Annotated in this window: 25 protein-coding genes; 12 read left to right on the top strand and 13 right to left on the bottom strand. The window is 76.0% G+C overall.

The genetic code is table 11. The features are described 5' to 3' along the window. Positions 1–126: 126 nt before the first annotated feature. From ACQEVU_RS28655 to ACQEVU_RS28665, 3 genes are read right to left on the bottom strand one after another with little or no spacing between them, the layout of a single operon-like run. Entirely contained in the window at positions 127–510 is a 384-nt protein-coding gene (locus tag ACQEVU_RS28655; RefSeq protein WP_433328848.1) for a VOC family protein, read from the bottom strand. Then, a complete protein-coding gene (locus tag ACQEVU_RS28660; RefSeq protein WP_433328850.1) occupies positions 507–1,268 on the bottom strand; it encodes an ArsR family transcriptional regulator in 762 nt (253 codons plus the stop codon). The genes ACQEVU_RS28655 and ACQEVU_RS28660 overlap by 4 nt, the downstream gene beginning before the upstream one ends. A 44-nt stretch (positions 1,269–1,312) precedes the next feature. Next, positions 1,313–1,654, bottom strand: coding sequence for a DUF6223 family protein (locus ACQEVU_RS28665; protein WP_433328852.1), 342 nt, complete (start codon positions 1,652–1,654; stop codon positions 1,313–1,315). Positions 1,655–1,818: 164 nt separating this feature from the next. Between ACQEVU_RS28665 and ACQEVU_RS28670 the strand changes: the two genes are divergently transcribed. From ACQEVU_RS28670 to ACQEVU_RS28680, 3 genes are all read left to right on the top strand, one after another. Beyond that, positions 1,819–2,928, top strand: coding sequence for a sensor histidine kinase (locus ACQEVU_RS28670; protein WP_433328854.1), 1,110 nt, complete (start codon positions 1,819–1,821; stop codon positions 2,926–2,928). Further along, positions 2,925–3,587, top strand: coding sequence for a response regulator (locus tag ACQEVU_RS28675; protein ID WP_433328856.1), 663 nt, complete (start codon positions 2,925–2,927; stop codon positions 3,585–3,587). Before ACQEVU_RS28670 ends, ACQEVU_RS28675 begins: the two co-directional genes overlap by 4 nt. A gap of 79 nt (positions 3,588–3,666) precedes the next feature. Continuing rightward, positions 3,667–4,242, top strand: coding sequence for a hypothetical protein (locus tag ACQEVU_RS28680; protein ID WP_433328858.1), 576 nt, complete (start codon positions 3,667–3,669; stop codon positions 4,240–4,242). A 125-nt stretch (positions 4,243–4,367) separates the two neighbouring features. Here ACQEVU_RS28680 and ACQEVU_RS28685 read toward each other — a convergent pair whose 3' ends face one another. Further along, entirely contained in the window at positions 4,368–7,085 is a 2,718-nt protein-coding gene (locus tag ACQEVU_RS28685) for an AAA family ATPase (protein WP_433328860.1), read from the bottom strand. 86 nt (positions 7,086–7,171) lie between these two features. On the opposite strand from ACQEVU_RS28685, the gene ACQEVU_RS28690 reads away from it, so the two are divergent. Then, complete coding sequence (locus tag ACQEVU_RS28690; RefSeq protein WP_433328862.1) at positions 7,172–7,711, top strand: hypothetical protein; 540 nt, start codon at positions 7,172–7,174, stop codon at positions 7,709–7,711. A 48-nt stretch (positions 7,712–7,759) separates the two neighbouring features. Here ACQEVU_RS28690 and ACQEVU_RS28695 read toward each other — a convergent pair whose 3' ends face one another. Beyond that, complete coding sequence (locus ACQEVU_RS28695) at positions 7,760–8,032, bottom strand: hypothetical protein (RefSeq protein ID WP_433328864.1); 273 nt, start codon at positions 8,030–8,032, stop codon at positions 7,760–7,762. A gap of 95 nt (positions 8,033–8,127) precedes the next feature. On the opposite strand from ACQEVU_RS28695, the gene ACQEVU_RS28700 reads away from it, so the two are divergent. Together ACQEVU_RS28700 and ACQEVU_RS28705 are read left to right on the top strand one after the other, a co-directional pair. Then, the gene (locus ACQEVU_RS28700; protein ID WP_433328866.1) at positions 8,128–9,084 is read left to right on the top strand and encodes a LacI family DNA-binding transcriptional regulator; all 957 of its coding nucleotides are present in this window, start codon (positions 8,128–8,130) and stop codon (positions 9,082–9,084) included. A gap of 102 nt (positions 9,085–9,186) precedes the next feature. Then, a complete protein-coding gene (locus ACQEVU_RS28705; protein WP_433328868.1) occupies positions 9,187–9,693 on the top strand; it encodes a hypothetical protein in 507 nt (168 codons plus the stop codon). Positions 9,694–9,924: 231 nt separating this feature from the next. On the opposite strand, the gene ACQEVU_RS28710 is transcribed toward ACQEVU_RS28705, so the two are convergent. Further along, positions 9,925–10,899: a CATRA system-associated protein gene (locus ACQEVU_RS28710; RefSeq protein ID WP_433328870.1), complete on the bottom strand. Its 975-nt coding sequence runs from the start codon at positions 10,897–10,899 to the stop codon at positions 9,925–9,927. A 397-nt stretch (positions 10,900–11,296) separates the two neighbouring features. Here ACQEVU_RS28710 and ACQEVU_RS28715 point away from each other — a divergent pair, with 397 nt between their 5' ends. The 4 genes from ACQEVU_RS28715 to ACQEVU_RS28730 all read left to right on the top strand — a co-directional run bounded on the left by ACQEVU_RS28715 (position 11,297) and on the right by ACQEVU_RS28730 (position 13,886). Then, complete coding sequence (locus ACQEVU_RS28715) at positions 11,297–11,956, top strand: hypothetical protein (RefSeq protein WP_433328872.1); 660 nt, start codon at positions 11,297–11,299, stop codon at positions 11,954–11,956. Positions 11,957–12,060: 104 nt separating this feature from the next. Continuing rightward, the gene (locus ACQEVU_RS28720; protein WP_433328874.1) at positions 12,061–12,258 is read left to right on the top strand and encodes a hypothetical protein; all 198 of its coding nucleotides are present in this window, start codon (positions 12,061–12,063) and stop codon (positions 12,256–12,258) included. A 38-nt stretch (positions 12,259–12,296) separates the two neighbouring features. Continuing rightward, positions 12,297–12,800 (top strand): hypothetical protein, encoded by a 504-nt coding sequence (locus tag ACQEVU_RS28725; RefSeq protein ID WP_433328876.1) that lies wholly within the window; start codon positions 12,297–12,299, stop codon positions 12,798–12,800. A gap of 144 nt (positions 12,801–12,944) precedes the next feature. Then, positions 12,945–13,886, top strand: coding sequence for an alpha/beta hydrolase (locus tag ACQEVU_RS28730; RefSeq protein ID WP_433328878.1), 942 nt, complete (start codon positions 12,945–12,947; stop codon positions 13,884–13,886). A gap of 14 nt (positions 13,887–13,900) precedes the next feature. On the opposite strand, the gene ACQEVU_RS28735 is transcribed toward ACQEVU_RS28730, so the two are convergent. Beyond that, positions 13,901–15,175 (bottom strand): amidohydrolase family protein, encoded by a 1,275-nt coding sequence (locus ACQEVU_RS28735; protein WP_433328880.1) that lies wholly within the window; start codon positions 15,173–15,175, stop codon positions 13,901–13,903. Continuing rightward, positions 15,172–16,356, bottom strand: coding sequence for a trans-sulfuration enzyme family protein (locus tag ACQEVU_RS28740; RefSeq protein WP_433328882.1), 1,185 nt, complete (start codon positions 16,354–16,356; stop codon positions 15,172–15,174). Before ACQEVU_RS28740 ends, ACQEVU_RS28735 begins: the two co-directional genes overlap by 4 nt. A gap of 162 nt (positions 16,357–16,518) precedes the next feature. Here ACQEVU_RS28740 and ACQEVU_RS28745 point away from each other — a divergent pair, with 162 nt between their 5' ends. After that, on the top strand, positions 16,519–16,947 hold the full coding sequence (locus ACQEVU_RS28745) for an Lrp/AsnC family transcriptional regulator (protein ID WP_433328884.1): 429 nt from the start codon (positions 16,519–16,521) through the stop codon (positions 16,945–16,947). Here ACQEVU_RS28745 and ACQEVU_RS28750 read toward each other — a convergent pair. Further along, a complete protein-coding gene (locus ACQEVU_RS28750; protein WP_433328886.1) occupies positions 16,919–17,533 on the bottom strand; it encodes a phosphatase PAP2 family protein in 615 nt (204 codons plus the stop codon). The two genes, ACQEVU_RS28745 and ACQEVU_RS28750, sit on opposite strands and share 29 nt — an antisense overlap. Positions 17,534–17,564: 31 nt before the next feature. Between ACQEVU_RS28750 and ACQEVU_RS28755 the strand changes: the two genes are divergently transcribed. Next, a complete protein-coding gene (locus ACQEVU_RS28755; RefSeq protein ID WP_433328888.1) occupies positions 17,565–18,344 on the top strand; it encodes a class I SAM-dependent methyltransferase in 780 nt (259 codons plus the stop codon). A 17-nt stretch (positions 18,345–18,361) separates the two neighbouring features. Here ACQEVU_RS28755 and ACQEVU_RS28760 read toward each other — a convergent pair whose 3' ends face one another. The 4 genes from ACQEVU_RS28760 to ACQEVU_RS28775 all read right to left on the bottom strand — a co-directional run bounded on the left by ACQEVU_RS28760 (position 18,362) and on the right by ACQEVU_RS28775 (position 22,710). Further along, positions 18,362–20,737, bottom strand: coding sequence for a hypothetical protein (locus tag ACQEVU_RS28760; RefSeq protein WP_433328890.1), 2,376 nt, complete (start codon positions 20,735–20,737; stop codon positions 18,362–18,364). Beyond that, positions 20,721–21,782, bottom strand: a complete 1,062-nt coding sequence (locus ACQEVU_RS28765; RefSeq protein ID WP_433328892.1) for a hypothetical protein — start codon at positions 21,780–21,782, stop codon at positions 20,721–20,723. Before ACQEVU_RS28765 ends, ACQEVU_RS28760 begins: the two co-directional genes overlap by 17 nt. Before the next feature lie 111 nt (positions 21,783–21,893). Next, positions 21,894–22,241, bottom strand: a complete 348-nt coding sequence (locus tag ACQEVU_RS28770; protein WP_433328894.1) for a hypothetical protein — start codon at positions 22,239–22,241, stop codon at positions 21,894–21,896. A gap of 34 nt (positions 22,242–22,275) precedes the next feature. After that, positions 22,276–22,710: a hypothetical protein gene (locus ACQEVU_RS28775; RefSeq protein ID WP_433328896.1), complete on the bottom strand. Its 435-nt coding sequence runs from the start codon at positions 22,708–22,710 to the stop codon at positions 22,276–22,278. Positions 22,711–22,773: the final 63 nt, after the last annotated feature.

The following is a 22,773-nucleotide window of genomic DNA, read 5'->3' on the forward strand; positions in this document are numbered from 1 at the left end:
CGCCGGTCAACGCGGGCCGGGCGGCACCGGCGAGCACGATGAGCGTCCCGGCGGAGCCGAGGATCGCGCCGACGGCGGCCGGCCCGGCCCCGTCGCGGTACGCACGCGGGGCCGGTCGCCGGCCATTCAGGCGCCGGCGGGCTGGAACAGCTCGACCGGGTTGCCGGCCGGGTCGTCCAGGACGATCTGCCGGCCGCCGGGGCCGGTGATCACGTCGCTGCGGAACACCACGCCGGCGGCGCGCAGCCGGGCCACCTCGGCGTCGATGTCCTGGACGAGCAGGTGGATGCGGTTCCAGCCGCCCGGGTGCGGGGTCCGGCCGTCGGGCATCGACCGGCCGGCCGAGCTGGCCGGGCCGGACAGCAGCAGCCGCAGGTGACCGCGGCGGACGTCGGCGAACGCCGGCAGGAACACGGTGCCGGCCGTGAAGCCCAGGTGCGTCGTGTAGAAGTCGATCGCGGCCCGGACGTCGTCGACCAGGTAGCGGACGTGGACGGTGTCGTCGGTCATGGCGTCTCCAGCGCAGGTTCGGCGGCGATGGTGTGCAGCAGGAACGCGATCCGCTCGGCGAGCTCGTCCGCCACGGCGTCGAAGGCCGGCCGGCCGGCGGGGTCGGCGGCCGGGTCGGGGACGCTCCAGTGCGCCGTCGCCGGCTGCCCGGGAAACTCGGGGCAGACCTCCCGGACCCGGTCGCACAGCGTGATCACGTGGGTGAAGCGCTCCCCGGCGAACTCGTCGAGGTGCTTCGGCCGGGCCCCGCGCAGGTCGACGCCGCGCTCGGCCATCGCCGCCACCGCGCCGGGATGGACCGGCTTGGGCCGGCTGCCGGCGCTGCAGGCCGCCACGACCCCGCCGGACCGCGCGCGCAGCAGCGCCTCGGCCATCTGCGAGCGGGAGCTGTTGCCCGTGCACAGGAACAGCACCCGCGCCGGGCGCGGCGCGGGTGCGCCGGGCGGCGTGTAGCGCAGCCCGGGGTGCAGCGCACCCCCGGCCGTGGCGAGCGCCCGGCCGCAGCGGGCGAGATCGAGGCGGTAGTAGATGTCCCGGCCGTCGGCGGCGCTGCGGCGGGCCCGGACCAGCTCCGCCTTGCGCAGCAGGCCGAGGTGGTAGGAGACGAGGCTCTGCTGCTCACCCAGCAACGCGGTGAGCTCGTGCACCTGCCGGTCGCTGCGGGCCAGCTCGCCCAGCAGCCGCCATCGCACCGGATGCCCGGCGGCCTGCACGAACGCCGGCGGCTCGGCGGCGTCGCCGCGCTGGTCGCGCCCCATGCCCCGACATTACATCAAATCCATTTGATGCAAAACCGCGCCCGTCAGGCGGCCCGGCGGGAGCGGGCCCGCGCCAGCGCGCCCATGACGACGGCGGCGAGCCCGACGACGATCGCGGCGGCGCCGCCGACGACGCCGTTGCCGGTGCCCGGGCCGCCGTCCGCGGTGAGCAGCACCACGGCGCCGACGGCCGCGCCGGCCGCGCCCGCCACCAGGGCGACGATCGGCCCGTAAGCCGTGAAGCGGCCCAGGCGGCCCGCGAGCGCCAGGCCGCCGACGACGGCCCCGGCCATCGCCACCAGCCATCCGGCGGTGGCCAGGAGCCGATCGGCGGTGAGGGTGTGCGCACCGACGGTGGATGCGGCGTACAGCAGGGAATCGGTCATGGCGCCGATCCTCACCGCCGCACCGGGCCGGGCGCATCGTGCCGGCGTCGGCATTTCGCGCTGCCGCGGGCGTGGCAGCGGGCCGGAACCTACTGCGGACGCAGTAGGCGGATGCGGTCCGCGCGCACGAGTCGCCGGGCCGCCTACCCGGTTAAGGTGCCCGCATGGGTGCTGCGCGGACCGGGCTCGGGGACTGGCTGATCGCCGCCGGCGCGGCGGCGATCCTGGTCGTCGCCGGGCTGTCCGGCGAGGGCGCCGCCGCCCCCGCGCCGGTCGGCTACGCGCTGCTGGCCGCCGGCGGCCTGGCGCTGGCCGCGCGGCGCCGGGCACCCGTGGCAGTCCTGGTCGTCACCGGGGCGTGCGCCGTCGGCTACCGGGCGGCCGGGTTCAACGTGTTCGCCGTCGCCTATCTCGTCGCCGTGTACGCCGCGATGCGCGCCGGTCGGCGCGCGGTCACCGTGGTGGCGAGCGTCGCGGTGCTGGTCGCGCTGCCGCTGGCGGCGATGGCCTCGGGGCTGCCGGTCGGCGCGGCGCTCACCGAGGCCCGGGGCGTGCTCGAGCTGGCCTGGCTGATCGCCGCCGCGGCGGCCGGGGAGGCGCTGCGCCAGGCCGAACGCCGCGCCGAGGAGGCCGAGCGCACCCGCGAGGAGGTCGCGCGGCGCCGCGCCGACGAGGAGCGGCTGCACATCGCCCGGGAGCTGCACGACTCGCTCACCCACCAGATCTCGGTGATCAAGGTCCAGGCCGAGGCCGCGGTACACGTGGCCCGCAAACGCGGCGAACCGGTGCCCGATGCGCTCCTGGCGATCCGCGATGCCGGCCGCGAGGCGTCCCGTGAGCTGCGCGCGACCCTCGAGGCGCTGCGCGACGACGACCGCGAGCCGCCGTACGGGCTCGGCGACATCCCCGACCTCGTCGAGCGGGCCCGCGCGGGCGGCCTCGAGGCGTCCCTGACGATCGAGGGCGACCGGGCCGGCGTGCCGGCGACGGTGGCGCGCACCGCCTACCGGATCGTCCAGGAGTCGCTGACCAACGTCGCCCGGCACGCCGCGGCGACCAGCGCGGCGGTCCGCATCGAGTACCGCGCCGACGCCGTGGTCGTCCAGGTCGACGACGACGGCCGGGCCGCGCCGCAGTCGCCGCCGACGCCCGGCGTCGGGCTGCTCGGGATGCGCGAGCGGGTCAGCGCCCTGGGCGGCCGGCTGCAGGCCGGGCCCGGCCGGGAGCGCGGCTTCACGGTCCGCGCCGAGCTGCCCGTGGCCCTCGGGTCGTGATCCGCGTCCTGCTGGTCGACGACCAGCCGCTCATCCGCAGCGGGTTCCGCGCGCTGCTCGACGCCGAGGACGACATCGAGGTCGTGGCCGAGGCCGGCGACGGCGGCGACGGGGTCGCCCTGGCCCGGCGGCACCGGCCCGACGTGGTCCTCATCGACGTGCGGATGCCCGTGGTCGACGGCATCGAGGCGACCCGGCGCATCGCCGCCGACCCGGACCTCGCCGCGGTGCACGTCGTGGTGCTGACCAACTACGGGCTGGACGAGTACGTCTTCGACGCGCTGCGGGCCGGCGCCGCCGGGTTCCTCGTCAAGGACATCCGGCCGGAGGACTTCCTGCACGCCGTGCGGGTCGCGGCCCGCGGCGACGCGCTCCTCGCGCCGTCGATCACCCGCCGGCTCATCGACCGGTACGTCACCCAGCCCCCGCTCCCCCGGCCCGCCGCCGCGCTGGCCGACCTGACCGCCCGCGAACGCGAGGCCGTCGTCCTCGCCGCGCAGGGGCTGTCCAACGCCGGGATCGCCGCCCGCATGGCGATCAGCCCGATCACCGCGAAGACGCACATCAACCGCGCCATGACGAAGCTGCACGCCCGCGACCGCGCGCAGCTCGTCATCGTCGCGTACGAGTCGGGCCTCATCACCCCGCGCGGCCCGTGACCCGGCGCCGGCCGGGTTGTCCGCCCCGCGCCGCGTCTCTATGCTCGCCTGACTTGATCGCGAGGAGATGGGGAGCTCCATGCTGGTGCGACGGTTGGTGCTGGTCCTGACCCTGTCCGCGGTGGCGGGCCTGGGCGCGGCGTGCGGATCGGACGACGCGGGCGGCAGGAGCTCCGCGCCGGCCGCCGGCGGCGCCACCGCGGCGGCCGGGTCCCAGGGGTCGTCGGCCGGCGCGGGCGGTGGTTCGTCCGCGGCCGCGGGCGGGAACGCGTCCGGCGGCACGTCCGGCGGCGGCGCCGGCGGGGCCAGTACCGAGCAGGTGTGCGCCAAGGTCGTCGCGGCCCTCGACGCCGAGAAGACGAACCTCGCCACCGTCATCGTCGAGCTGACCACCGCCAACATGCAGGGCGACCAGGCCGCCAAGAACAAGGCGAAGGCCGACGCCGACGCGCTCGTCGGGCGGCTCACCAAGGCCGTCAACGCCGAGACCGCCAAGGCCGCGGACCCGAAGGCGCGCGCCGCGCTCGACGGGTTCGTCGCCGCCGTCGCGAAGCTGCTCACCGTCGAGAGCGTCACCGACCCGGACTTCGAGAACAAGCTGGACGCGGCCGGCGAGGAGGCGTCGAAGTACTGCCCGGCAATCAAGGAGGGCTAGGCCGGGCCGAGCGCCGCAGAGCCGCCCCGGTCAGGATGAGCACCAGCGCGAGCTGAACCAGCGCGAACGCGCCCGGGCCGGCGACCGGCAGGGTCGTCGTGGGCACCAACGGCAACGACGGCCGGCTAGGGCTGGGACGCGGACCAGCGGGCGACGAACTCGGTGCGGTTCGCGCAGCGGGTCTTCGCCAGGATGCTGCGCACGTGGGACTCGATCGTGCGCTCCGACAGCACCAGGCGGGCCGCGATCTGCCGGTTGGTGAGCGCCTCGGCCAGCAGTGCCGCGATCTCGCGCTCGCGGGCCGTCAGCGGGTCGGCGCCGTCGCGGTCCTCGGCGATGCCGGCGGCCAGGCGGCCGGCGGCCGAGGCGGGGCCGGGCATGCCGAGGCGGGTCGCGATGTCGAGGGCCTCGTGCGCGAGGCGCGCCGCCTCGGGCAGGTCGGGGCCGCCCCGGCCGCGCAGCAGGCGGGCCAGGGCGAGGCAGGTCAGGGCGGTGTCGGGGCGGGCGCCGACGGCCCGGTTGCGCTCCCGCGCCTCGCGCAGCAGCGCGATCGCGCCGGCGGTGTCGCCGAAGACGGCGGCGAACTGGCCGAGGTGGCGGCTCACGGTGCCGTGGAAGAACGCGGTCGGGGTGCCGATGGCGCCGGGGGACTCCCGGAACGGCAGCAGCTGGCGGTAGGCCATCTCGGCGGCCGCCGCGTCGTCGAAGCGCTCGACGAGGTCGACGAGCTGCATCGGGATGGCGACCCAGGCGGGGTGGTCGGCCGGGGCCGACAGCAGGGTGCGCAGCCCGTCGTACACCTCCCGCGCCTCCGGCAGCGCACCGGTCAGCGCCAGCGCGTTGGCCCGGCCGACGTCGATGAGCGGCGACGGCGGGGCGGCCTCGACGGCTTCGGCGTACCCGTCCGGCAGGGCGGCCGGGTCGCCGCGCAGCACGGCGACGTGGACGCCGTGGGCGAAATGCATCCCGACGGCGGTCGGGTCGCCGGACGCCTGGGCGATCGCCAGGGCGCGGTGGTTGTGGCGCGCCGCGTCGGGGAAGCGGCCGGCGAGCGCGGCGCGGCTGGCGAGCACCCGGTGGCGGTGCCACCGCAGGACCGGCAGTGGCGAGCGGTCGGCGACCTCCTCGATGGCGGCCGCGGCGGACTCGACGACGTCGAGGCGGCCGGCGAGGTACGCCGCCTGCATCCGCCACTCGTGGCCGATGAGTGCGGCCAGGGGCTGCCCGAGCGCCTCGGCGCGGTCGACCACGAGGTCGCCGAGGCGCAGGCGTTCCCCGGCGTCGGCCTGCCGGAGGGTGAGCTCGCGGGCGCGGGCGGCGTCGATCTCGGCGTGCGGGTCGCCGCTGGCGGTGGCGAGGGCGATCGACTCGCGGGCCGGCGCCTCGGCCTCGCCGACCCGGCCGGAGATGGCGGTCATCACGGCCAGCTGGGCCAGGACGCGGGCGCGCAGCCCGTCGGCCAGCCCGGGGTAGGCCAGCGCCCGGTGGCACAGCCGGGTGATGACGCTGCCGGCCTGCGCGAACGTCACGCCCTGCAGCACCAGCGCGGCGGCCGCCACGAGGTCGCCGCGCCCGGCCTCGTCCGCCGCGTCGGCCGCCGCGGCGCAGTGCTCCAGGCAGCGGTCGTACCTCCCGGCGCGGTACTGCGCCCACCCGAGCTCGATGAGCAGCTCCGCCCGCGCGGCCGGGCCGGTATCCACATTGGACAGGTCGGCGAGGGCGTCGGCGAGGTGGCCGGCCGCGTCGTCGTAGGCGTGCGCGGCCCGGGCCTGCGCCGCGGCCGTGCGTGACCACGCCGCGGCGGCCCGCCGGGAGCCGGCGTCGAGGCCGGCCTGCCGCCACAGCGCGGCGACGCGGGCCGCATGGTCGTCGCCGCCGGCCTCGAGCGCCAGCGCGGCCGACCGGGCCAGGCGCCGGCGGGCCGCGGGCTCCAGCCGCGCGACGATGCCGTCGCGCACGAGCGCATGGGCGAAGCGGTACCCGCCGCCGTGCCCGGCCGCGACCAGCAGCCCGGCGTGCCAGGCGGCGCTCAGGCCGTCCGCGACGGCGCCGGGCGGCGCGGTGCCCGCCTCGGCGAGGGCCGCGGCGAGCGGCGCGTCGTCGACCTCCTCCCCCAGCACCGCGGCGGCCTCGATCACGGCGCGCTGGCCGGTGCTCAGTGCGGCCAGCAGCGTGCGGACCACGGTCGGCAGGTCGCCGGCGCCGTGCCCGGCCCGGACCGCGGACACCAGCAGCGGCAGGCCGGCGGTGCGCGCGTACACGTCGGCGGCCGCCGCGGGGTCGACCAGCTCGGCCACCTCGTCGACGGTGAACGGGGCCAGCGCGACGGTGACGGCGCCGTAGCGGGCCAGGGCGGCCAGCCGCAGCGCCGCCTCCTCCGGCGCCGGGCTGCGCACGGTGCCGATGAGCGTCAGGCCCGCGTCGGCCGCGCCCGGCGCGATCTGGTGCAGCAGGTCCAAGGAGGCGGCGTCGGCCCAGTGCAGGTCCTCGAGCACGACCACCGCCGGCCCGGCGGCCAGCAGCGCGTCGCCCATCCGGGCCAGCGCCGCGAACCGCGCGGACGCCGCCGCCCCGGGCTCGACGTCGGCCTCGCCGGCGACCTCGAGGCCCACCCGGCGCAGGGCCGCCCGCCACGGCCACAGCGGCGGGGCCGGCTCGGCCGGGCAGTGCCCGCGCACCGGCGCGGCGCCGGCCCGGCGCAGCGCGTGGTCGACGAGCGCGGTCTTGCCGACGCCGGCGGGCCCTTCGACCAGCACGACGCCGCCCGCGTCCGTGCCGAGGCGGCCGGCGAGGGCGGCGAGCTCGGGTCCCCGGCCGACGAAGCCGGCATCCGTCGTGGACACCTGGTCAGTATGGCCCGCGCGATTCAGTGCCGGTGTCAGTGGCGGTACCGATGCCCGTCCCGGCGTACACCGGCAGCCTCTGCGGTATGTATCTCACCACGCACCCGATCCCCGACGCCCATCCGGTGGACACCGGCTGGGTCGACCGGGCCCTGTCCGCCGCGGGCGACCCGCTCGGCGCGCTCGTCGGCTGCCCGCTCGGCAGCGGCGACGGCATCATGATCGCCGGCTGGCCGGACCCGGCCGCCGGCCGGTTCCAGCTCATCGACGCCCGGCCCGGCGGCGGTACCGCACCGGCGCGCTACATGCAGGTCACCGCGTTCGACGGGCCGCGCTCGGCGCAGTGGGCGGCGGCCGAGCAGTTCGCGTCCACGCGGCGGCTGTGGCCGGCGGTCCGCGACGTCGCCGGCATCGTGTGGGCGCTGCGGCTGCGCGCGCCCGACAACGCGGTGACGGTCGTGTCGCTCGCCGAGACGGCCGACGCCCTGCACGAGGCGATCCGCGCGATCATGTCGACCCAGTTGCTGCCCGAGGAGGACCCGGCCCTGCTGACCAGGCCCGACCGCGTCGGCATGTACCGGCTCATGCACGCCGACCTGCCGATCAGGGAATCGCCGCCGGGATAGCCGGGGGTCCGTCCCCGGGCGTTGCTCAAGCGCCCGGGGACGGCGTTCCTACTGGAGGTACTTCCCGGCGTACTCGTGGGCGTCCCGCACGATCAGCGCGACCCGCTCGGGCGCGGCGTCGAGCGTGTCGTCGACGACCGTGATGGTGGGCAGGCGGCGGTAGTTCTCCAGGCTGACGCGCCCGGGCAGCAGCGTCGGCGGCGTCTGCGCGAACTCGGCGCTGCTCTTGAAGGAGGCGAGCACCAGCCGGCCCAGCGGCGCCACGAACAGCAGGGCGAGCAGGCCGCCGACGGTCCAGAACACCGCGGCGCGGCCTTTCATGAGTCCTCCCGGGACCGCGTGAGCAGCAGCTGCACGGTGGTGAGCAGCAGCAGGATGACCATGAGGGCGATCGACATCGCGGCGGAGTGAGCGATGTGACCGCCGCACGAAGCTCGCCGGCCCGCGTCACCATGCGCGACGTGGCCACCGTCGCCGGGGTGTCGACCGCGACCGTGTCGAAGGTGCTCAACGACCGGCCCGACGTGGGCCCGGAGGTGCGCCAGCGGGTGCTGGAGACGATCAGCCGGCTCGGCTACCGGGTCAACACGGTCGCGCGCGGGCTGCGCTCCCGCACCACCGACACGATCGCGATCCTGACCGACGACCTCGAGGGAATCTTCACCACCGCGCTCATGCGCGGCGTGGAGGAGGCCGCCTCCGAGTACGACATCTCAGTGCTGCTGGCCAACAGTTACGGCGACCCGGAGAAGGAGCGCAAGCACCTGCGCCGGCTGCTCGACCGGCAGGTCGACGGGCTCATCATCATGTCCGGCAACCGGGTCCGGCCCCGCTCCGGGCCGGCGCTGCCGATGCCGGACACGCCGTACGTGTTCCTGTACGAATACGGCATGTCCGAACCGGTGCCGAGCATCCTGCCCGACGACCGCGGCGGCGCCGCCCTGGCCGCGCAGCACCTGCTGGACATCGGCCGGCGCCGGATCGGGTTCATCAACGGCCCGGCCTCCTGGGAGGCCACCGCCGACCGCCTCGACGGCGTGACCGCCACCCTGCGCGCCGCCGGATCGGTGCTCGACCCGTCCCTGGTACACCACGCGACGTCCTGGTCGCCCGAGGACGGCCACCGCCTGACCCACGCGATGCTGACCCGCCCCGACCCGCCCGACGCCGTCTTCTGCGCCAGCGACGACCTCGCCACCGGCGCCCTGGCCGTGCACCAGCGCCCGCCCCTGACGACGGTCGCCCTCCCCCTGCTGGAGATGGGCCGGGTCGCCGGGCAGCGCCTGCTCGCGGCGGTCAACGGCGAGCCGCAGCGCCACGAGCTGATCCGGGTCCCCTGCGAACTGCGGGTCCGCGCCTCCACGACCCGATAACCCGGCCGATACGGCGCCACCGGGTCGAACGTCGCCCGGATCGAACCGTTCGGACCCCGTACACCGGATTCAGCCGGTTCATACTGCGGGGCGGAGGTCGTCATGGTGCCGAACGAGACGCGTCCACCGTGGTGGCGCACCTGGGCGCTGCCGGTGTTCGCCACGCCGCCCGCCGTCGCGGTCGGCCTGGCCATCGGGCTGCTCATCACGCGCGACCCGGGCCCGTCGGCGGCCGCGCCGCCCGTGCCGGCCGTAACGCCGGCGTCCGCCGCGCCGGCGCCGGCCACCCCGGCGGCGGCGATCGCGGGTAGGTGGTCGACCTGCGCGGCGCAGGACGACAGCCTGACGATCACCGCCGACGGCACCGCGGCCTACACCGGCTCGCCGGGACGAACCGGCGAGGCGACCCTGCGCATCACCGCGACGGGGGGCCACCTGGTCGCGGTCGTCGAGCGGTCCACCGTCAACTGGCTTCCGGTCGGCCAGGTCAACGACCTCGACGTGGCGGGCGACCGGATCATCGCCACCGTCGACGGCAAGAACCCGTGGTATCTGGTCCGCTGGGGCGTCCGGCCGCCCAGCCTGCCGGACGGCCCCTGCGGCGGCTAGGCGGTCTGTCGCGCGAATGCATCCCCCGATCCCGCCGAGCGCCGGCCTCGCCGTCGCCCTCGTGGGTCTCGGCATCGCCGCCGATCGGCATCGCCGAGTCGCGCCGCGGCGGGTCCGCTCGCCGTCTGCTGCCGACCGCCGCGCTGCTCATCTTCAACCTGGTCACAGTGCTTCCGGTGCGCGCACCGGACCGGCCGGGGCGGACCGAGCCGGCCGGCCGCGACCCGCTGGTCAGGTGGTCCCGGACGGCGCGACCGCTTCGATGAGTGCCAGGAGGCGTTCCCGCACGTCCGGCGGGCAGGGCTGCGCCGCGGGCGCGCCGGCCGGGATCGCGCGGCCCGGCTCGAGCAGCCCGAGGCGCTGGCCGGCCAGCGGCACCCCGCCGGGGCCGTCGTCGAGGGCGCGGGCGATCTCGCGGGCCAGGGCGTCGACGAGCATCCAGCCGGAGGGCGGCAGGTGCCAGCCGAGCGCGGCGCGCAGCGTGCCGTCGAGGTCGGGCGGCACGGCGCCCGCCGGGTCGTCGTGCGCCGGCGGCCAGGCGAGGTACTTGTACCCGACGCCGCGCACGGTGACGATATGGCGGGGGACCGCCGGGTCGGGCTCGATCCGGGCCCGGAGGCGCTTGATGTGCACGCTGAGCGCGTTGCTGCCGCCGGCCTCGCCCCACAGCGCGCGCACGAGCTGGTCGCGGGCGACCGTGTGCCCGGGGCGGCGCAGCAGGGTCTCCAGAAGCTGGAACTCCTTGAGCGACAGCTCGATCGGACGCCCCTCCAGCGTCGCGGTGTGCGCGGCCGTGTCGAGCTGGATCCGGCCGCCGTCCAGCAGCCGCTGCGCCGGGCCCGCCACGGGACCCCCGCGGCGGCGCAGGACGGCCCGGATGCGCGCGACGAGCTCGCGCAGGCCGTAGGGCTTGGGGAGGTAGTCGTCGGCGCCGCAGTCGAGGGCGAGGGTCGCATCGGGCTCGGCCCGGGCGGCGCCGAGCACGATGATCCCGGCGGCCGAGCGGGTGCGCAGGTCCCGGCACAGCTCGGCGCCCGCCACGCCGGGCAGCGGCAGGTCGAGCAGCAGCAGGTCGGCGGGGCGCGGGCCGATCCCGGCGACCAGCCGCCCGGCGGTGACCTCGACGCTGAACCCCTCGTCGCGCAGGCGGCCGGCCAGCGCCGGGGCACCCCTCGGCTCGTCCTGGACCAGTAGCAGGCGGGTCACGTGCGCTCACCTCCCGGGCCGCGCCATCGGCGGGTCGGCGTCCACTTTGCCAGACCTTCGTGCCCGGAAGATGTCGACCCCGTGACGTTCCGCACCGGTACGCCACGAAACCACCGCCGAAACCGGGCGCCCGGCGCGGATGGCAAGATCACGGACGGAGATCACCGACCCGGAGGTGCTCGCGGTCAGCGGCCAGTCGCACCACCCGATGCTCGTGCCCGGCGACGCCGCCGACTCGGGTCGCCGGCGCGGCACTGCGCCGCGCCGCCGCCGACCTCCTCGCCGCCGAGCGGGCCATCGCCCGCACGGACACGGGGTGGATGCCGCAACGCCTGCGGCCCTGACCGGTCGCCAATCGGACAGTGCGGTCCGGTGGGCGGTATGCAACCCTCGCCGCATGCGAGCGAGCGTTCGTGACGCGCTGAGCATCGTTGTCGGCCTGGTCGGGCTCGCCGCGCTCGGCATCGGGCTGAACCAGATGCTCAACACCGGCAGCTGCGTATCCGGCGGCCCGTACGTCAGCGCCCGCCAGTGCCCGAGCGACGAGATCTACTGGACCCTGCTGCTCATCTTCGGCCTGCTCGTCTGGCTCGCCGGCATCTTCCTCAGCCGGCAGGGTCTGGTCCGCCCCGGCACCGGCCAGCTGCTGTGGACCCTCGGCTTCGCCGGCCTCGGCACCGCGGTGCTCATCAAGGCGCTGGTGCAGGACGACGTGCCCGCCGACGCGCGGCTCGGCGCGTACATCATCGCCGGCGTCTTCATCCCGATGGGTCTCGCGGCCGGCGTCGCCGGGCTCCTGCAGCTGCGCGGGGAGCGCCGGGCCGGCGTCCGCCCGGTCCGGCGCGCGGCGTCCGACGAGACCTGGGAGCGGCTGCAGCGCCTGCGCAGCGCCGGCACGCTGACCCGCGACGAGTTCGATCGGCTGCGCGAGGCGATCGACGAGGCCGCAACCGCCGAACGCCTCGACGCGCTGCAGCGGCTGGCCAACGACCGCGCCGAGGGCCGGCTGGACGAGCGGGAATTCGCCGACCGCAAGCGGGCCGCTCTGGCACAATGAGCGTCATGGATTGGGTCGTCATCCTCGGCTACGAAAACCTTCCGGGCAACCCGCACCCGCCGGCGGCCGTGCGCGCCTGACTGCGCGAGCGCGGCATCGACTGGATGCCGTTCGGCGACGACGAGGTGCGCATCGACCTCATGTGCGGCCCCGACGAGACCGGCCGGTGGCACGGGCACTTCAACATCCGCATCGACGCCGACGCCCTGCGCCGCCTCGGCCTGCACCCCGACCAGCCGACGTCACGCGTCGTCGGCCCGTCGCCGCCCGCGTGGTGGCACGCCGAGGCGGAGCGCGTTTGAAGCCGCCGGTAGGTCCGGGGCAACCGAACGGGGAGACGATGAACGAGGCAGCCGCCGTGGTCGGGGCCGGTCGCCGCCGGCGGCGCCGTCGCGGGGTCATCGTGCTGCTCGCCGGGCTGGCCGTCCTCGCGGTCGCCGCGATCGCGCTGCTGAACCGGCCGGCATCGTCGGCCGGCGCCGGCGGGCCGGCCGCGGCGACCGGCTCCCGCACGCCGGCCACCGATCCGTCCCCGTTGCCGGTGGTGCACGACAGCGGCGGCGACGGCATCGAGCGCGGCCCGAAACAGGCGACGATCGGCACGCCGTACGCGTTTGACCTGTTCGTCCACTGCGGCATCCGGTATGCCGACTTCGCCGGGTCGGTATGGCAGGCCGACCCGGTTCAGGAGAACTATCACCCGAAGTCGGTCTACCGGGGCCTGAACTATGTGCTGGGCACGATGACGCTGACCGGCCCCGGCGAGGCCCGGTTCGACGCCCCCGCCGAGGGCCTGCAGGTCACGTTCCGGCCGCTGACCGGGGAGCGGGAGCTCTGCGGCTGACCCCGGGAAAGACGAGGTCGTGCCGGGACCGCGCCGACGGCGCGCCGAGGCCGGCATCGACGCCTGCCGTCGCTGTGCCGAGTTAATACGAAAACCATAAGAACGGTGTCGACAACGATGTGAACCGCGTGGTTCACTTTCACCATGTCGGTACAGCGCGAGAAGGTTCGCTTCATCAGCGGCGGTGCGGAGTGCGCCGCCTGGCACTACCCGGGGACCAACGGCGCCTGCGTGGTCATGGCCGGCGGCCTCGCGGTGCCCAAGGAGCCGGCCACCGACCGGTTCGCCGAGCGGTTCCACGCGGCCGGGTTCTCCGTGCTCGCGTTCGACTACCGCCGCCTCGGCGAGAGCGGTGGCCGGCCCCGGCTGGTCCTGTCCGCCCGGGACCAGGCGGCCGACTGGCGGGCCGCGATCGGCTTCGCCCGGGCGCTGCCCGGGGTCGACCCGGCGAGGATCGCGCTCTGGGCCTTCTCGGCCTCCGCCGGTCACGCCGTCCGCGTGGCCGCGGGCGACCCTCGGCTCGCGGCAGTCGTCGCGCAGACGCCGTACGTCGGCGGCGTGGCCCCGACCCGCGTCGTCTCACGGCATCAGCGGCCGGCGGCGATGCTGCGCTTCACCGCCCGGGGCATCCTGGACGCGCTCGGCGGTCTCGTCGGCCTCCGCCCGCGGCTGGTCGCCCTGGCCGGCCCGCCCGGGACCGTCGCCATGCTCACGACGCCCGACGCACTCAACGGCGACCGGGCGCTCGAAGCCGACCGGTACCCGGACTGGCCGCGGAAGGTGGCGGCGCGCTCCGCGCTGGGCATGGTGTTCTACCGGCCCGGCCGCTTCATGGCCCAGGTCCGCTCCCCCATGCTGGTCCTCGTCTGCGACGACGACCAGAGCACGGCCGCCGGGCCCACGATCGCGGCGGCGCGGCGCGCGCCGCACGCCGAGGTGGTGCGGATGCCCGGCGGGCACTACGAGCCGTTCCTGGACGGCCACAAGCACGCCGCCGCGGTCGAGCTGGCGTTCCTGCGCCGGCACCTGCTCGGACGCGCACCGCAGCGCACCCGGCAGGAACCCGCCCCAGCTCGTCGGCCGTGAGCAGCGGCTCGTCCCTACGCCCCGTCGAGCGCGACGCCGGCGGCGGCCGCGATCCGGTCGCGCGACGCCACCAGCCGGGACCGCAGCGCCGGCAGGTCCACGTCCACCAGGACGCCGTCGCGCTTGACCACCCGGCCGGCGACGATCACCGTGTCGACCAGGCCGGGGTGGCCGGCGGTGACGATTGTGCCGGCCGGGTGGTTGACCGGGAACACGGTCAGGTCGTCGGCGCGCAGCAGGATGATGTCGGCGTCCTTGCCGGGCGTGATGCTGCCCGTCCGGGCGGCCAGGCCGCACGCCCGGGCGCCGTCGACGGTGGCGAACTCCAGCAGGTCCCGCGACCGCAGGCCGCCGTCCAGGCCGCGCTGCACCGCGTAGGCGGTCCGCATGGTCGCGAACATGTCACCCCCGTTCGACGGGCAGTCGTCGACGGACAGCGTCGGGCGCAGGCCGGCGGCGAGCATCCGGCCCGTCTCCGGCCAGCCCATGCCCATCTTCAGCTCGACGTCCGGGCTGATCGACACCGAAGCGCCGGCGTCGGCGAGCATCCGCAGCTCGTCGTCGCCGATCCGGTTGGCGTGCACGAAGGTCGTGGTGTCGCGCAGGAGGCCGTGCGCGCGCAGCTCGGCGATCGGGCGGCGAGTGCCGCCGGACTCGATGTGCACGCTGGTGCGCAGCCGCAGCTCGGCCGCCAGCCGCAGCTCCTCGGCGACGGTGTCCATTGTGGTCAGTTCCGGCCCGCGCAGCCCCAGGGCCATCGTGACCAGGCCGTCCCCGGACAGGCCGGATCGCACCCGGCGGACCTCCGCGCCGATCGGGTCGGTGGTGCCCCACCCGGCGCCGTAGCAGAAGATCGACCGTCCCGGCACGTCCCGCAGCGCCGCGACGGCGGCGTCGGCGTGCTCCGGGCTCTGCGCGCAGTGGAACCAGTCGAGCATCGTCGTCACGCCGGAGTGCAGGGCCTCCAACCGGCCGAGCAGGTTGCCCAGGTAGACGTCCTCGGGCCGGTAGCAGGGCCGCAGCCTGCCGTGTATCGCCGCCAGGTACTCGGCGAAGGTCCAGTCCGCGCCGGCGCCCCGCAACGCCGTCTGCCAGGTGTGGCGGTGGGTGTCGACGAAGCCGGGCATCACGATCCGGTCGGTCGCGTCGATCACCGCGGCGTCCGGCGCGTCGATCCGCTCGGCCACCGCGACGATCACGCCGGCTTCGAGCAGCACGTCCGCGCGCTTGAGATCGCCGACGGACGGGTCCAGGCTGACCACGGTGCCGCCGGTGAGCAGGGTCCTCATCGCGTACGCTCCCCCGCAGCCGGTCCGGCGGCGGCCAGGGCATCGGCGACCAGGTCGGCCGTGTCCTCGGTGCCCGCGGACAACCGGACCAGGCCCGGCGCAACGCCGGACGCGGCGATCTGCTCGGCGCTGAGCATCCCGCGCCACATGGACGCCGGGTGCACGGCCAGCGACTCCACGCCGCCGAGACTGGCCGACCGGCGGGCGTAGCGCAGGCGCCCGAGGAACGCGTCGGCCGCCTCGAAACCGCCGGCGAGCTCGATGCCGAGCACCCCGCCGAAACCGCTCATCTGGCGGCTCGCCAGGGCGTGCTGCGGATGGGCCGGCAGCCCGGGGTAATGCACCCGGGCCACGGCCGGGTGCTCGTGCAGCGCCTCCGCGAGCGCCTGGCCGTTGGCGTTGTGCCGGGCCATGCGCAGCGGCAGGGTGCGCAGGCCCCGCAGCAGCAGCCACGCATCGAGCGGCCCGAGCACGGCGCCGGTGAGCACGGCGACGTCCCAGACCCGGTCCAGGAGCCCGGCCGGCCCGGCCAGGACTCCGGCGGACACGTCGGAGTGGCCGTTGAGGTACTTCGTCGCGCTGTGCCAGACCAGGTCGATCCCGAGGTCGACGGGCCGCTGGTTCACCGGCGTGGCGAAGGTGTTGTCGGCCATGGTCAGCACGTGGTGCGCGCGGGCCAGGTCCGCGACGGCGCGCAGGTCGGTGATCTGCAGCAGCGGGTTGCTCGGCGACTCCAGCAGCATCAGGCGGGTCCGCGGGGTCAGCGCCCGCTCGAACGCCGCCGGGTCGGCCTGGTCCACGACGGTGGTCGACACGCCGAGCCGCGGCAGCAGGTTGAGCAGCACCGACGCGGTGCCCCCGTAGGTGGACCGCTGCCCGATCACGTGGTCGCCGGACGACACCAGGGCCAGCACGGCGCTGGTGAGCGCGGCCATCCCGGACGCGGTGACCATGGCCGCCTCGGTGTGCTCCAGCTCCGCGAGCACCGCCGCGACCTGCGCGTGGTTCGGGTTGCCGTAGCGGGTGTAGAAGCCCCGGCCCCGCCGGTCGACGGCGGCCCGCGCGAACTGCTCGGCGTCCTCGGCCCAGAACGCCGCCGTCTGGTAGATGGGCGGCGCCAGCGCCCGGCCGCGATCGACGTCGCGGTCGGCGTGGATCGCCGCCGTGCTGATGCCCGACATGGTTGCCTCCCATGAACCACCGGATGTGGCGCCACCAGCCTGGCCCACGGGCGCGTCGACACGGCCCGATCCGGGCAACTTTGGCAGCAGATTGCGCACCGGACCGGGGTCTCTCATGTGGTACACCGGGCAATGACGCAATAATCTGCCACCGTGGACGATGTGGACCGGTCAATCCTGGCCGTGCTCGAGCAGCACGGCCGGATCAGCAACGCCGAGCTCGCCGACCGGGTCGGGCTGTCGCCGTCGCCCTGCCTGCGGCGCGTACGCCGGCTGGAGGAGACCGGGGTGATCCGCGGCTACCGGGCGGTGATCGATCCCGCGGCGCTCGGCCGCGGCCTGCGCGTGTTCGCCGGGGTCCGGCTGGTGCGCCACGCCCGCGCCGACGTGGTCGCGTTCGAGCGTGCGGTCCTGCGGCTGCCCGAAGTGGTGCACACCCACCACGTCACCGGCCACTACGACTACCTGCTGCACGTCGAGGTCGCCGACCTGGCCGCCTACGAGGACTTCCACGCCAACCGGCTGGCCGGCCTGCCCGGCGTGGCCGCGGTGACCAGCTACGTCACGATGAAGACGCTCTCCCCGTCATGACGGGCCGGCGCTCGGCGAAGCGGCCCCACGCGGCCGCGCAGGCGATGCCGGCCAGCAGCAGCACGACGCTGCCCACCACGTCGAGGACGTAGTGGTTGGCGGTGCCGAAGACGACCGCCACCATGAGCGCGGGGAACAGCCACGGCAGCAGCGTGTCGTACAGCGCCACGATGTCCACGGTGCCGGGCAGCGCGAAACGCGGCGGCGACATCGGCACGGTCCAGTAGACCGCGAGGACCAGGGCCATCATGGCGACCATCGTCCGGCGGACCTTGCGGTACACCTCGGCGTGCCGGACGGCGACCCACACCAGCACGCCGAGGATCGCCGCGTAGTAGAGCCGGTAGATGTACACCGCGAGATGGCTCAGCACCAGGTGCCCGGCGAGCCAGTGGTTCGCGCGCAGCTCGATGTCGAGGTGTACGGCCCGCTCGGCGTCCTGCAGCGCCAGCGCGTTGGCGGTGGCGGCGACGACGTCCTTGCCGGCGGCGGCCTGCAGGAACGAGAAGAGCAGGAACCACAGCAGCAGCCCGACCACCTCGACGGCCACGCCCACGCGGGCCCGCGTGACACTGCCGGCAGTCACGCGGCGATCGTAGCCGACATAGGCTGACCGCATGGGACATGACGAAGGGCCGCGGCACGCCTCGTCGTTCGGCGCCGCGGCGCTCGCCTACGCCGAGCACCGCCCGGACTACGCCCCGGCCGCCGCCCGCTGGGCGCTCGAGCCCGCCCCCGGCCCGCGCGTGCTCGACCTGGGCGCCGGCACCGGCAAGCTGACCGGCACGCTGGCCGCGCTGGGCGCCGACGTCATCGCGGTCGAGCCCGACCCGGCCATGCTGGCCGAGCTGCGTCGCTCGTTGCCGGCCGTCCGCGCCCACCAGGGCGGCGCCGAGGCGGTACCGCTGCCGGACGCGTCCGTCGATGCCGTACTGGCGGGAAATGCTCTGCACTGGTTCGACATGGCCGTCGCCGGACCGGAGATCGCCCGGGTGCTCGCCCCCGGCGGCGTCCTGGCCGGCCTGTGGAACGTCCTGGACGACCGGGTCGACTGGGTCGCCGGGCTCGCGCGGGTCGCCGGGGCCGCCGCCATCGGCCCGCGCGACACGCTGAGCAGCTGGCGCGCCGCGACGGCCGGCCTGCTTCTGCCCGGAGCCGGTTCGCCGGCCCGGTTCGGCGCGCCGGAGCAGGCCGAGTTCCCGCACGGCCAGCACCGCACCGCCGACTCGCTGGTCGCGACGCTGGCCACGCGCGCGGGCCTGCTGGTCATGCCGGAACCGGACCGGCAGGCCGTGCTCGGCCGCATCTGCGCCTTCCTCGCCGCCCGCCCGGAGACCGCCGCCGGCGAGTTCACCCTCCCCATGCTCACCGGCGTCCTGCGCGTCCGCCCGGTGTGACGGAGCCGGCCGCTGCGCTACTCGTGCGGCCGGCGTCGCTCCCGCTCGGCGGTCCGGTGGGCGGTGGCCATCCACAGCCGCGCCTGCTGCTTGAGCCGGACGGCGGTGTCCGTGCACTGCTGCTGCGACAGCTCCCACAGCTCTTCCCGGCGCTCCCGGGCACGCTCGATCGCCAGCTGAGCCTGCTCGGCCGGCCCGAGCCGCGCACGTGCGTGCGCGTGACCGCGAAGCACAACGCCGTGCTGGCGGGCGGCCGGGTCCTGCCGGTAGAAGCCCTGCAGCGCCGCCACCGCGCCCGTTGCCACATACAGCACCAGGAAGAGCAGCGCGCTCAGATGTCTCAACGTCTCCTGCGTGCCGGGCGGCCCGCTGATCATGTAATCCGTGAGGAACGCCGTCACGCCGAGCAAGAGCCAGATCGCGAAGGAGACCCAGGCCCCCGTCGCCGCGTGCGGAATGTCGCGCCCGCTGGTGGCCCGCCGGGTCTGCAGGCCGGCAGAGTGCGCCATGCTCAGCGCGACTGCGGTCCACCCGAACACCGAGACCCAGACGAGGGCATCGGGGACGGCGAGCAGGGGACCGAGGGCCTGGTGGAAGGCGACGATGTCGACGCTGAACGCGACGAGCACCACCACCCACAGCAGCATGCCGGACATGGTCCGGCCGGCGACCTGAGCGACGTCGCCGTGGATGACCCGGCCCTCGCGGTGTTCGAGGTCGCCGCGCTCGTGGTCCAGGTACGGCTCCAGTCTGGTTTCGAGCAGATCGAGCTCGACGAGGTCGTTGCTGTATCGCTCGTACATCTCGCGTCGCCACTGCGACGCGTACGAGTCGACGTGCTGGTCGATCACGGCATACATGTCCTCGACATGCTCCGGCGCCGTTGCGGTGACGAGCTCACGCAGCTCGCCGCTTACCCGCTCGCTGTCGATCCGGTTGTCCTGGCCGGCCGGGAGCCGGCGCAGGCGGCGGACGACCCGGCGGACGGCGAGCGGCGCCAGGATCCACAGGCGACGAGCGCGGCGGGGCGTCCGCGACGGGCGCGCGGCGGGCGCATCGCCCGCGGGCGCGACGGACTCCTCCCCGGCGGGCTCGCCGGCCGCGGCGCCGCGGATCCCGGTGAGCACGGCGGCGGCGACGGCGAGCGGTACGCCGGTGGACCGGGCCACGGGCGCGGCCGCCCACGTGGCCGCCGCACCGGCGAGATCGGTGCCGTCGACGGCGGAGACGTCCGCGAGAAACCGGCGGACCCGGGCGGCCGCGCGGGCGGTCGGCGCCCGGGCCGGGTCCGGCTCGGCGCCGGGCCGCTCGGCCGGCTCCAGCGGGACGAACCGCAGCAGCGGGCCGCCGGCGCCGATGTTGCCCGCGATCTGGTACGCCAGCGACCCCGGCTCCAGGACGCCCGGCGCCTCGATGTCCGCCGGCACGACGAGGTCCCGGTAGGCGGTGGCGACCATCGGCGGCCAGGCGATGCGCCGGCCGGCCGGGGCGAGCGCGCCGTCGCGCCACAGCGACAGCGCGACGACGTCGGGGCAGCCGGGCAGCAGCTGGGCGAGCCGGTCGGCGATGAGGTCGTGGGTGGTGCCGTCGGGCGGCGACTCGAGGCGCAGCGCGTGCGCGGCCAGGATGCCGACCATCGGGTTGAGGTCGACCCGGTCGCGCAGCAGCACGTCGACGACGTCCCGGCGGAACACCGCGCTGCGCCGTGGCAGGGCGGACAGCGCGACCTCGACGGCCGTGTTGGCGGGGTCCCACGCACTCCACGGGCGGTCGTACGGCACCAGGTGCACGCTGTGCCCGAGCCCGCCGCCGTGCAGGAACACGATGGTCTGCCAGCCCGCCGGCGCCCACAGCGGGACGTCCATCCCGCCGAGGCGCAGCAGGTAGCCGCCGGCGGTCAGGTTCGCGTGCCACGTCGCCCCGTGCTCGCCCGCGCTCCACGGCCGCTGCCATGCGTCGACCGGGCGCAGCGCGGCGTCGCGCAGCTCGAGGCGGTCGCGCGACGCGGCCGCCGGCCCGTCGGCGACGAGCACCAGCATGCCGGCGGACGGGTCGGCGGCCGCGGCGGCGGCGCGGCTGGCCCGCTCGGCGGCCGCGCGGTGCTCCTCGGCGTGGTGGCGCGCGGCGGCGACGGGGGCGGCGGCGCTCAGGTTGAGCTCGATGCGCGGCTCGACGTGCTCGGCACCGGGGCGTACCACCACGATGGAGCTGTCGTGCGCGTCGCCGAGGCGGCGTTCGACCTGGTACAGGCCGGGCGCGACCGCGACGTCGAGATGCCCGACGGCCGAGGCGACCGGCCGGAAGTGGCTGTCGCGGACGAGCAGTTCGGTGCCGGGCCAGGCCGCGACGAGCCGGATGCGGCTCGGCGGGCCGCCGTCAGAGCCGGACTTCACAGTCGGCCCCGGCGACGGCGAACGTTCCGGCGCCGACGGAGCCGGCCCGGTCGCGGTGGCCCTGCCGGACCACCCAGTACAGCCCCGACGGGAGGTCCGCCGACAGCGGGCCGGCCGCGGGGTCCCACGTCTCGCGCACGGTGAAGTCGTGGTCGAGCAGCTCGACGGCGCCGGCGACCGACGCCGGGAAGTGCACGACGACGTGGTGCACCGGCGAGTCGTGCGCCGCCGCGGCCGGCGGCCCGAACGTCATGTCGGGCACGCCGAGGAACTCCACGCCCTGCCGGCGGCCGTGGCCCGTGGCCAGCTGGTCCACGCGGCTGCTGACGAACCCGGGCAGGGTCGCCGAGGAGACCCGCCCGCCGAACTGCTCGTCGCGGGCCTCGCGCAGGCCGCGCAGCAGCGCCTCGGTGAAGTACCCCCGGCGCAGGTTCGGGTCGTCCCCGTCGCGGCCCTCCAAAGCCGCGCCGCCCAGCTCGCTGGCGTAGCCGACGGTGACCCGCACGGGCCGGCCCGTCCGCCCGCGGAAGGTGAACGGCGGCCCGTTGGACGGCGCGCCCTCGGCGACGCTGCGGCAGCAGTCGGCGAAGACGACCAGCTCGTGGAAGCAGCCGGACAGCTGGTACCAGCGGCGGTACAGCGACAGCTCGATGTTGTGGCCGAGCTCCTCGGAGCTGGCGTTGGCGGCCAGCAGCGCGCCGTCGCCGCCGCGCGGCGCGATGCCGTGCCCGGCCACGAAAAGGTACAGGCGGGTCGCGTCCCACCGCTCGGGCTCGACCTCGAGCCGCCGCGCGGCCAGGCCGTTGACCTTGGTCAGGGCCCGGTTGATGTGGTGCACGGCGGGCTCGGCCGCGTCGAGCAGGAGCGGGTTCACGGCCGCGCCGGACGCCGGCACCAGCTCGATGTTGCCGACGGGGACCGCGCCGCCGCCGGGGTCGGCGAGCCACTCCACGAAGCGCTCGGCGTCGCCGACCGCCGCCCTGAGGTCGCTGATCGCCGGGTATCGGTTGATGCCGACCACCACGGCGAAGTGCAGCCCGTTCATCGGGCGGAACCTACCAAACGGCCCGTCACGGAGACATCCGCCGAACGAGCCGCCCCTTCCGGGACAGGCCGGGCGGCGGGCCACCGGCGTCGACGCGCGACCCGCCGGCGGCTAGCGACGACGGCGGCGGCGCCTTGACATTCCGGTCCGGCGTGGGGGCTGCTGCCGACGAGGGCCGCTGCGCTCGCCGTCGTCGTCATCGCGGTGGTGCGGTGCGCGAGCGGCCGGCGGTTTGTAGCCCCACTGGCTCGCGATCCAGGCGTGCGTCCACCGCGAGTAGGAGTGTGGCCGCGTCAGCCGGATGTACGCGATGCCCGCGCAGGTCAGGACCGCGCCGATCACGACCGGGACCCAGGCGCCCGGTTGGTCTCTCAGGGCGAATCCCAGCACCAGGAGCATCGGGCCGCACACGATGAGCAGCATGATGAGGCGTGGGGAGAAGGGGACACGGCGGCGCATGGCCGAACCGTAGCGGCTCCCGGCAAATCGGCGGTCATTGCGGTGTGGAGGCGTCGCCGCCCGCGCCGGCCCAGGCCAGGGCCACGGCCGCCGAGTCCTCGATCACGGCGGCGGGGCCGGCGAGGGACCGCCGGGCGGCGGCGGCGCGCCAGCGCGCCCCGGCATGGCTGGCGACGAGAGCGGCCGCGGCCGCGACGAGCACCGGGGCGACGAGCCCCGCCTTGCGCCGCCGCGCGTACGCCCCGCCGGCAAGGGCCCCCGAGACCACGCGCCCGGCGAGCGGGCCCGGCGCCAGGCGGCTCGGCGTCCGCGGCAGCTTGTCGACCACCAGCTCGGCCAGCGCGGCCGCGCCGGTCAGCCCGCGCAGCCATCCGCCCCGCGGCGCGGCGACCGCGGCCAGCGGCGTCGCGCTGCGCGCACCGGCGGACGCACCGAGCAGCGCGGCCCGTACGAGAACGTCACTCTGCATGCCGATGCACGTACCCGGCGCGGAGGCGCGTAAGCGTGACGGGCGGCGGGCGCCGTCAGCCGG

This window comes from Dactylosporangium sp. CA-139066 (assembly GCF_050936175.1).
Taxonomy (GTDB): Bacteria; Actinomycetota; Actinomycetes; order Mycobacteriales; family Micromonosporaceae; genus Dactylosporangium.

Bases quoted from the DNA above. Each gene is read 5' to 3' on its own strand.
- ACQEVU_RS28735 (WP_433328880.1), bottom strand. From the start codon at position 15,175: ATGAGGACCCTGCTCACCGGCGGCACCGTGGTCAGCCTGGACCCGTCC.
- ACQEVU_RS28715 (WP_433328872.1), top strand. From the start codon at position 11,297: ATGCGAGCGAGCGTTCGTGACGCGCTGAGCATCGTTGTCGGCCTGGTC.
- ACQEVU_RS28655 (WP_433328848.1), bottom strand. From the start codon at position 510: ATGACCGACGACACCGTCCACGTCCGCTACCTGGTCGACGACGTCCGG.
- ACQEVU_RS28670 (WP_433328854.1), top strand. From the start codon at position 1,819: ATGGGTGCTGCGCGGACCGGGCTCGGGGACTGGCTGATCGCCGCCGGC.
- ACQEVU_RS28660 (WP_433328850.1), bottom strand. From the start codon at position 1,268: ATGGGGCGCGACCAGCGCGGCGACGCCGCCGAGCCGCCGGCGTTCGTG.
- ACQEVU_RS28755 (WP_433328888.1), top strand. From the start codon at position 17,565: ATGGGACATGACGAAGGGCCGCGGCACGCCTCGTCGTTCGGCGCCGCG.
- ACQEVU_RS28765 (WP_433328892.1), bottom strand. From the start codon at position 21,782: ATGAACGGGCTGCACTTCGCCGTGGTGGTCGGCATCAACCGATACCCG.
- ACQEVU_RS28725 (WP_433328876.1), top strand. From the start codon at position 12,297: ATGAACGAGGCAGCCGCCGTGGTCGGGGCCGGTCGCCGCCGGCGGCGC.
- ACQEVU_RS28775 (WP_433328896.1), bottom strand. From the start codon at position 22,710: ATGCAGAGTGACGTTCTCGTACGGGCCGCGCTGCTCGGTGCGTCCGCC.
- ACQEVU_RS28695 (WP_433328864.1), bottom strand. From the start codon at position 8,032: ATGAAAGGCCGCGCCGCGGTGTTCTGGACCGTCGGCGGCCTGCTCGCC.
- ACQEVU_RS28720 (WP_433328874.1), top strand. From the start codon at position 12,061: ATGCCGTTCGGCGACGACGAGGTGCGCATCGACCTCATGTGCGGCCCC.
- ACQEVU_RS28690 (WP_433328862.1), top strand. From the start codon at position 7,172: ATGTATCTCACCACGCACCCGATCCCCGACGCCCATCCGGTGGACACC.
- ACQEVU_RS28770 (WP_433328894.1), bottom strand. From the start codon at position 22,241: ATGCGCCGCCGTGTCCCCTTCTCCCCACGCCTCATCATGCTGCTCATC.
- ACQEVU_RS28730 (WP_433328878.1), top strand. From the start codon at position 12,945: ATGTCGGTACAGCGCGAGAAGGTTCGCTTCATCAGCGGCGGTGCGGAG.
- ACQEVU_RS28680 (WP_433328858.1), top strand. From the start codon at position 3,667: ATGCTGGTGCGACGGTTGGTGCTGGTCCTGACCCTGTCCGCGGTGGCG.
- ACQEVU_RS28665 (WP_433328852.1), bottom strand. From the start codon at position 1,654: ATGACCGATTCCCTGCTGTACGCCGCATCCACCGTCGGTGCGCACACC.
- ACQEVU_RS28705 (WP_433328868.1), top strand. From the start codon at position 9,187: ATGGTGCCGAACGAGACGCGTCCACCGTGGTGGCGCACCTGGGCGCTG.
- ACQEVU_RS28740 (WP_433328882.1), bottom strand. From the start codon at position 16,356: ATGTCGGGCATCAGCACGGCGGCGATCCACGCCGACCGCGACGTCGAT.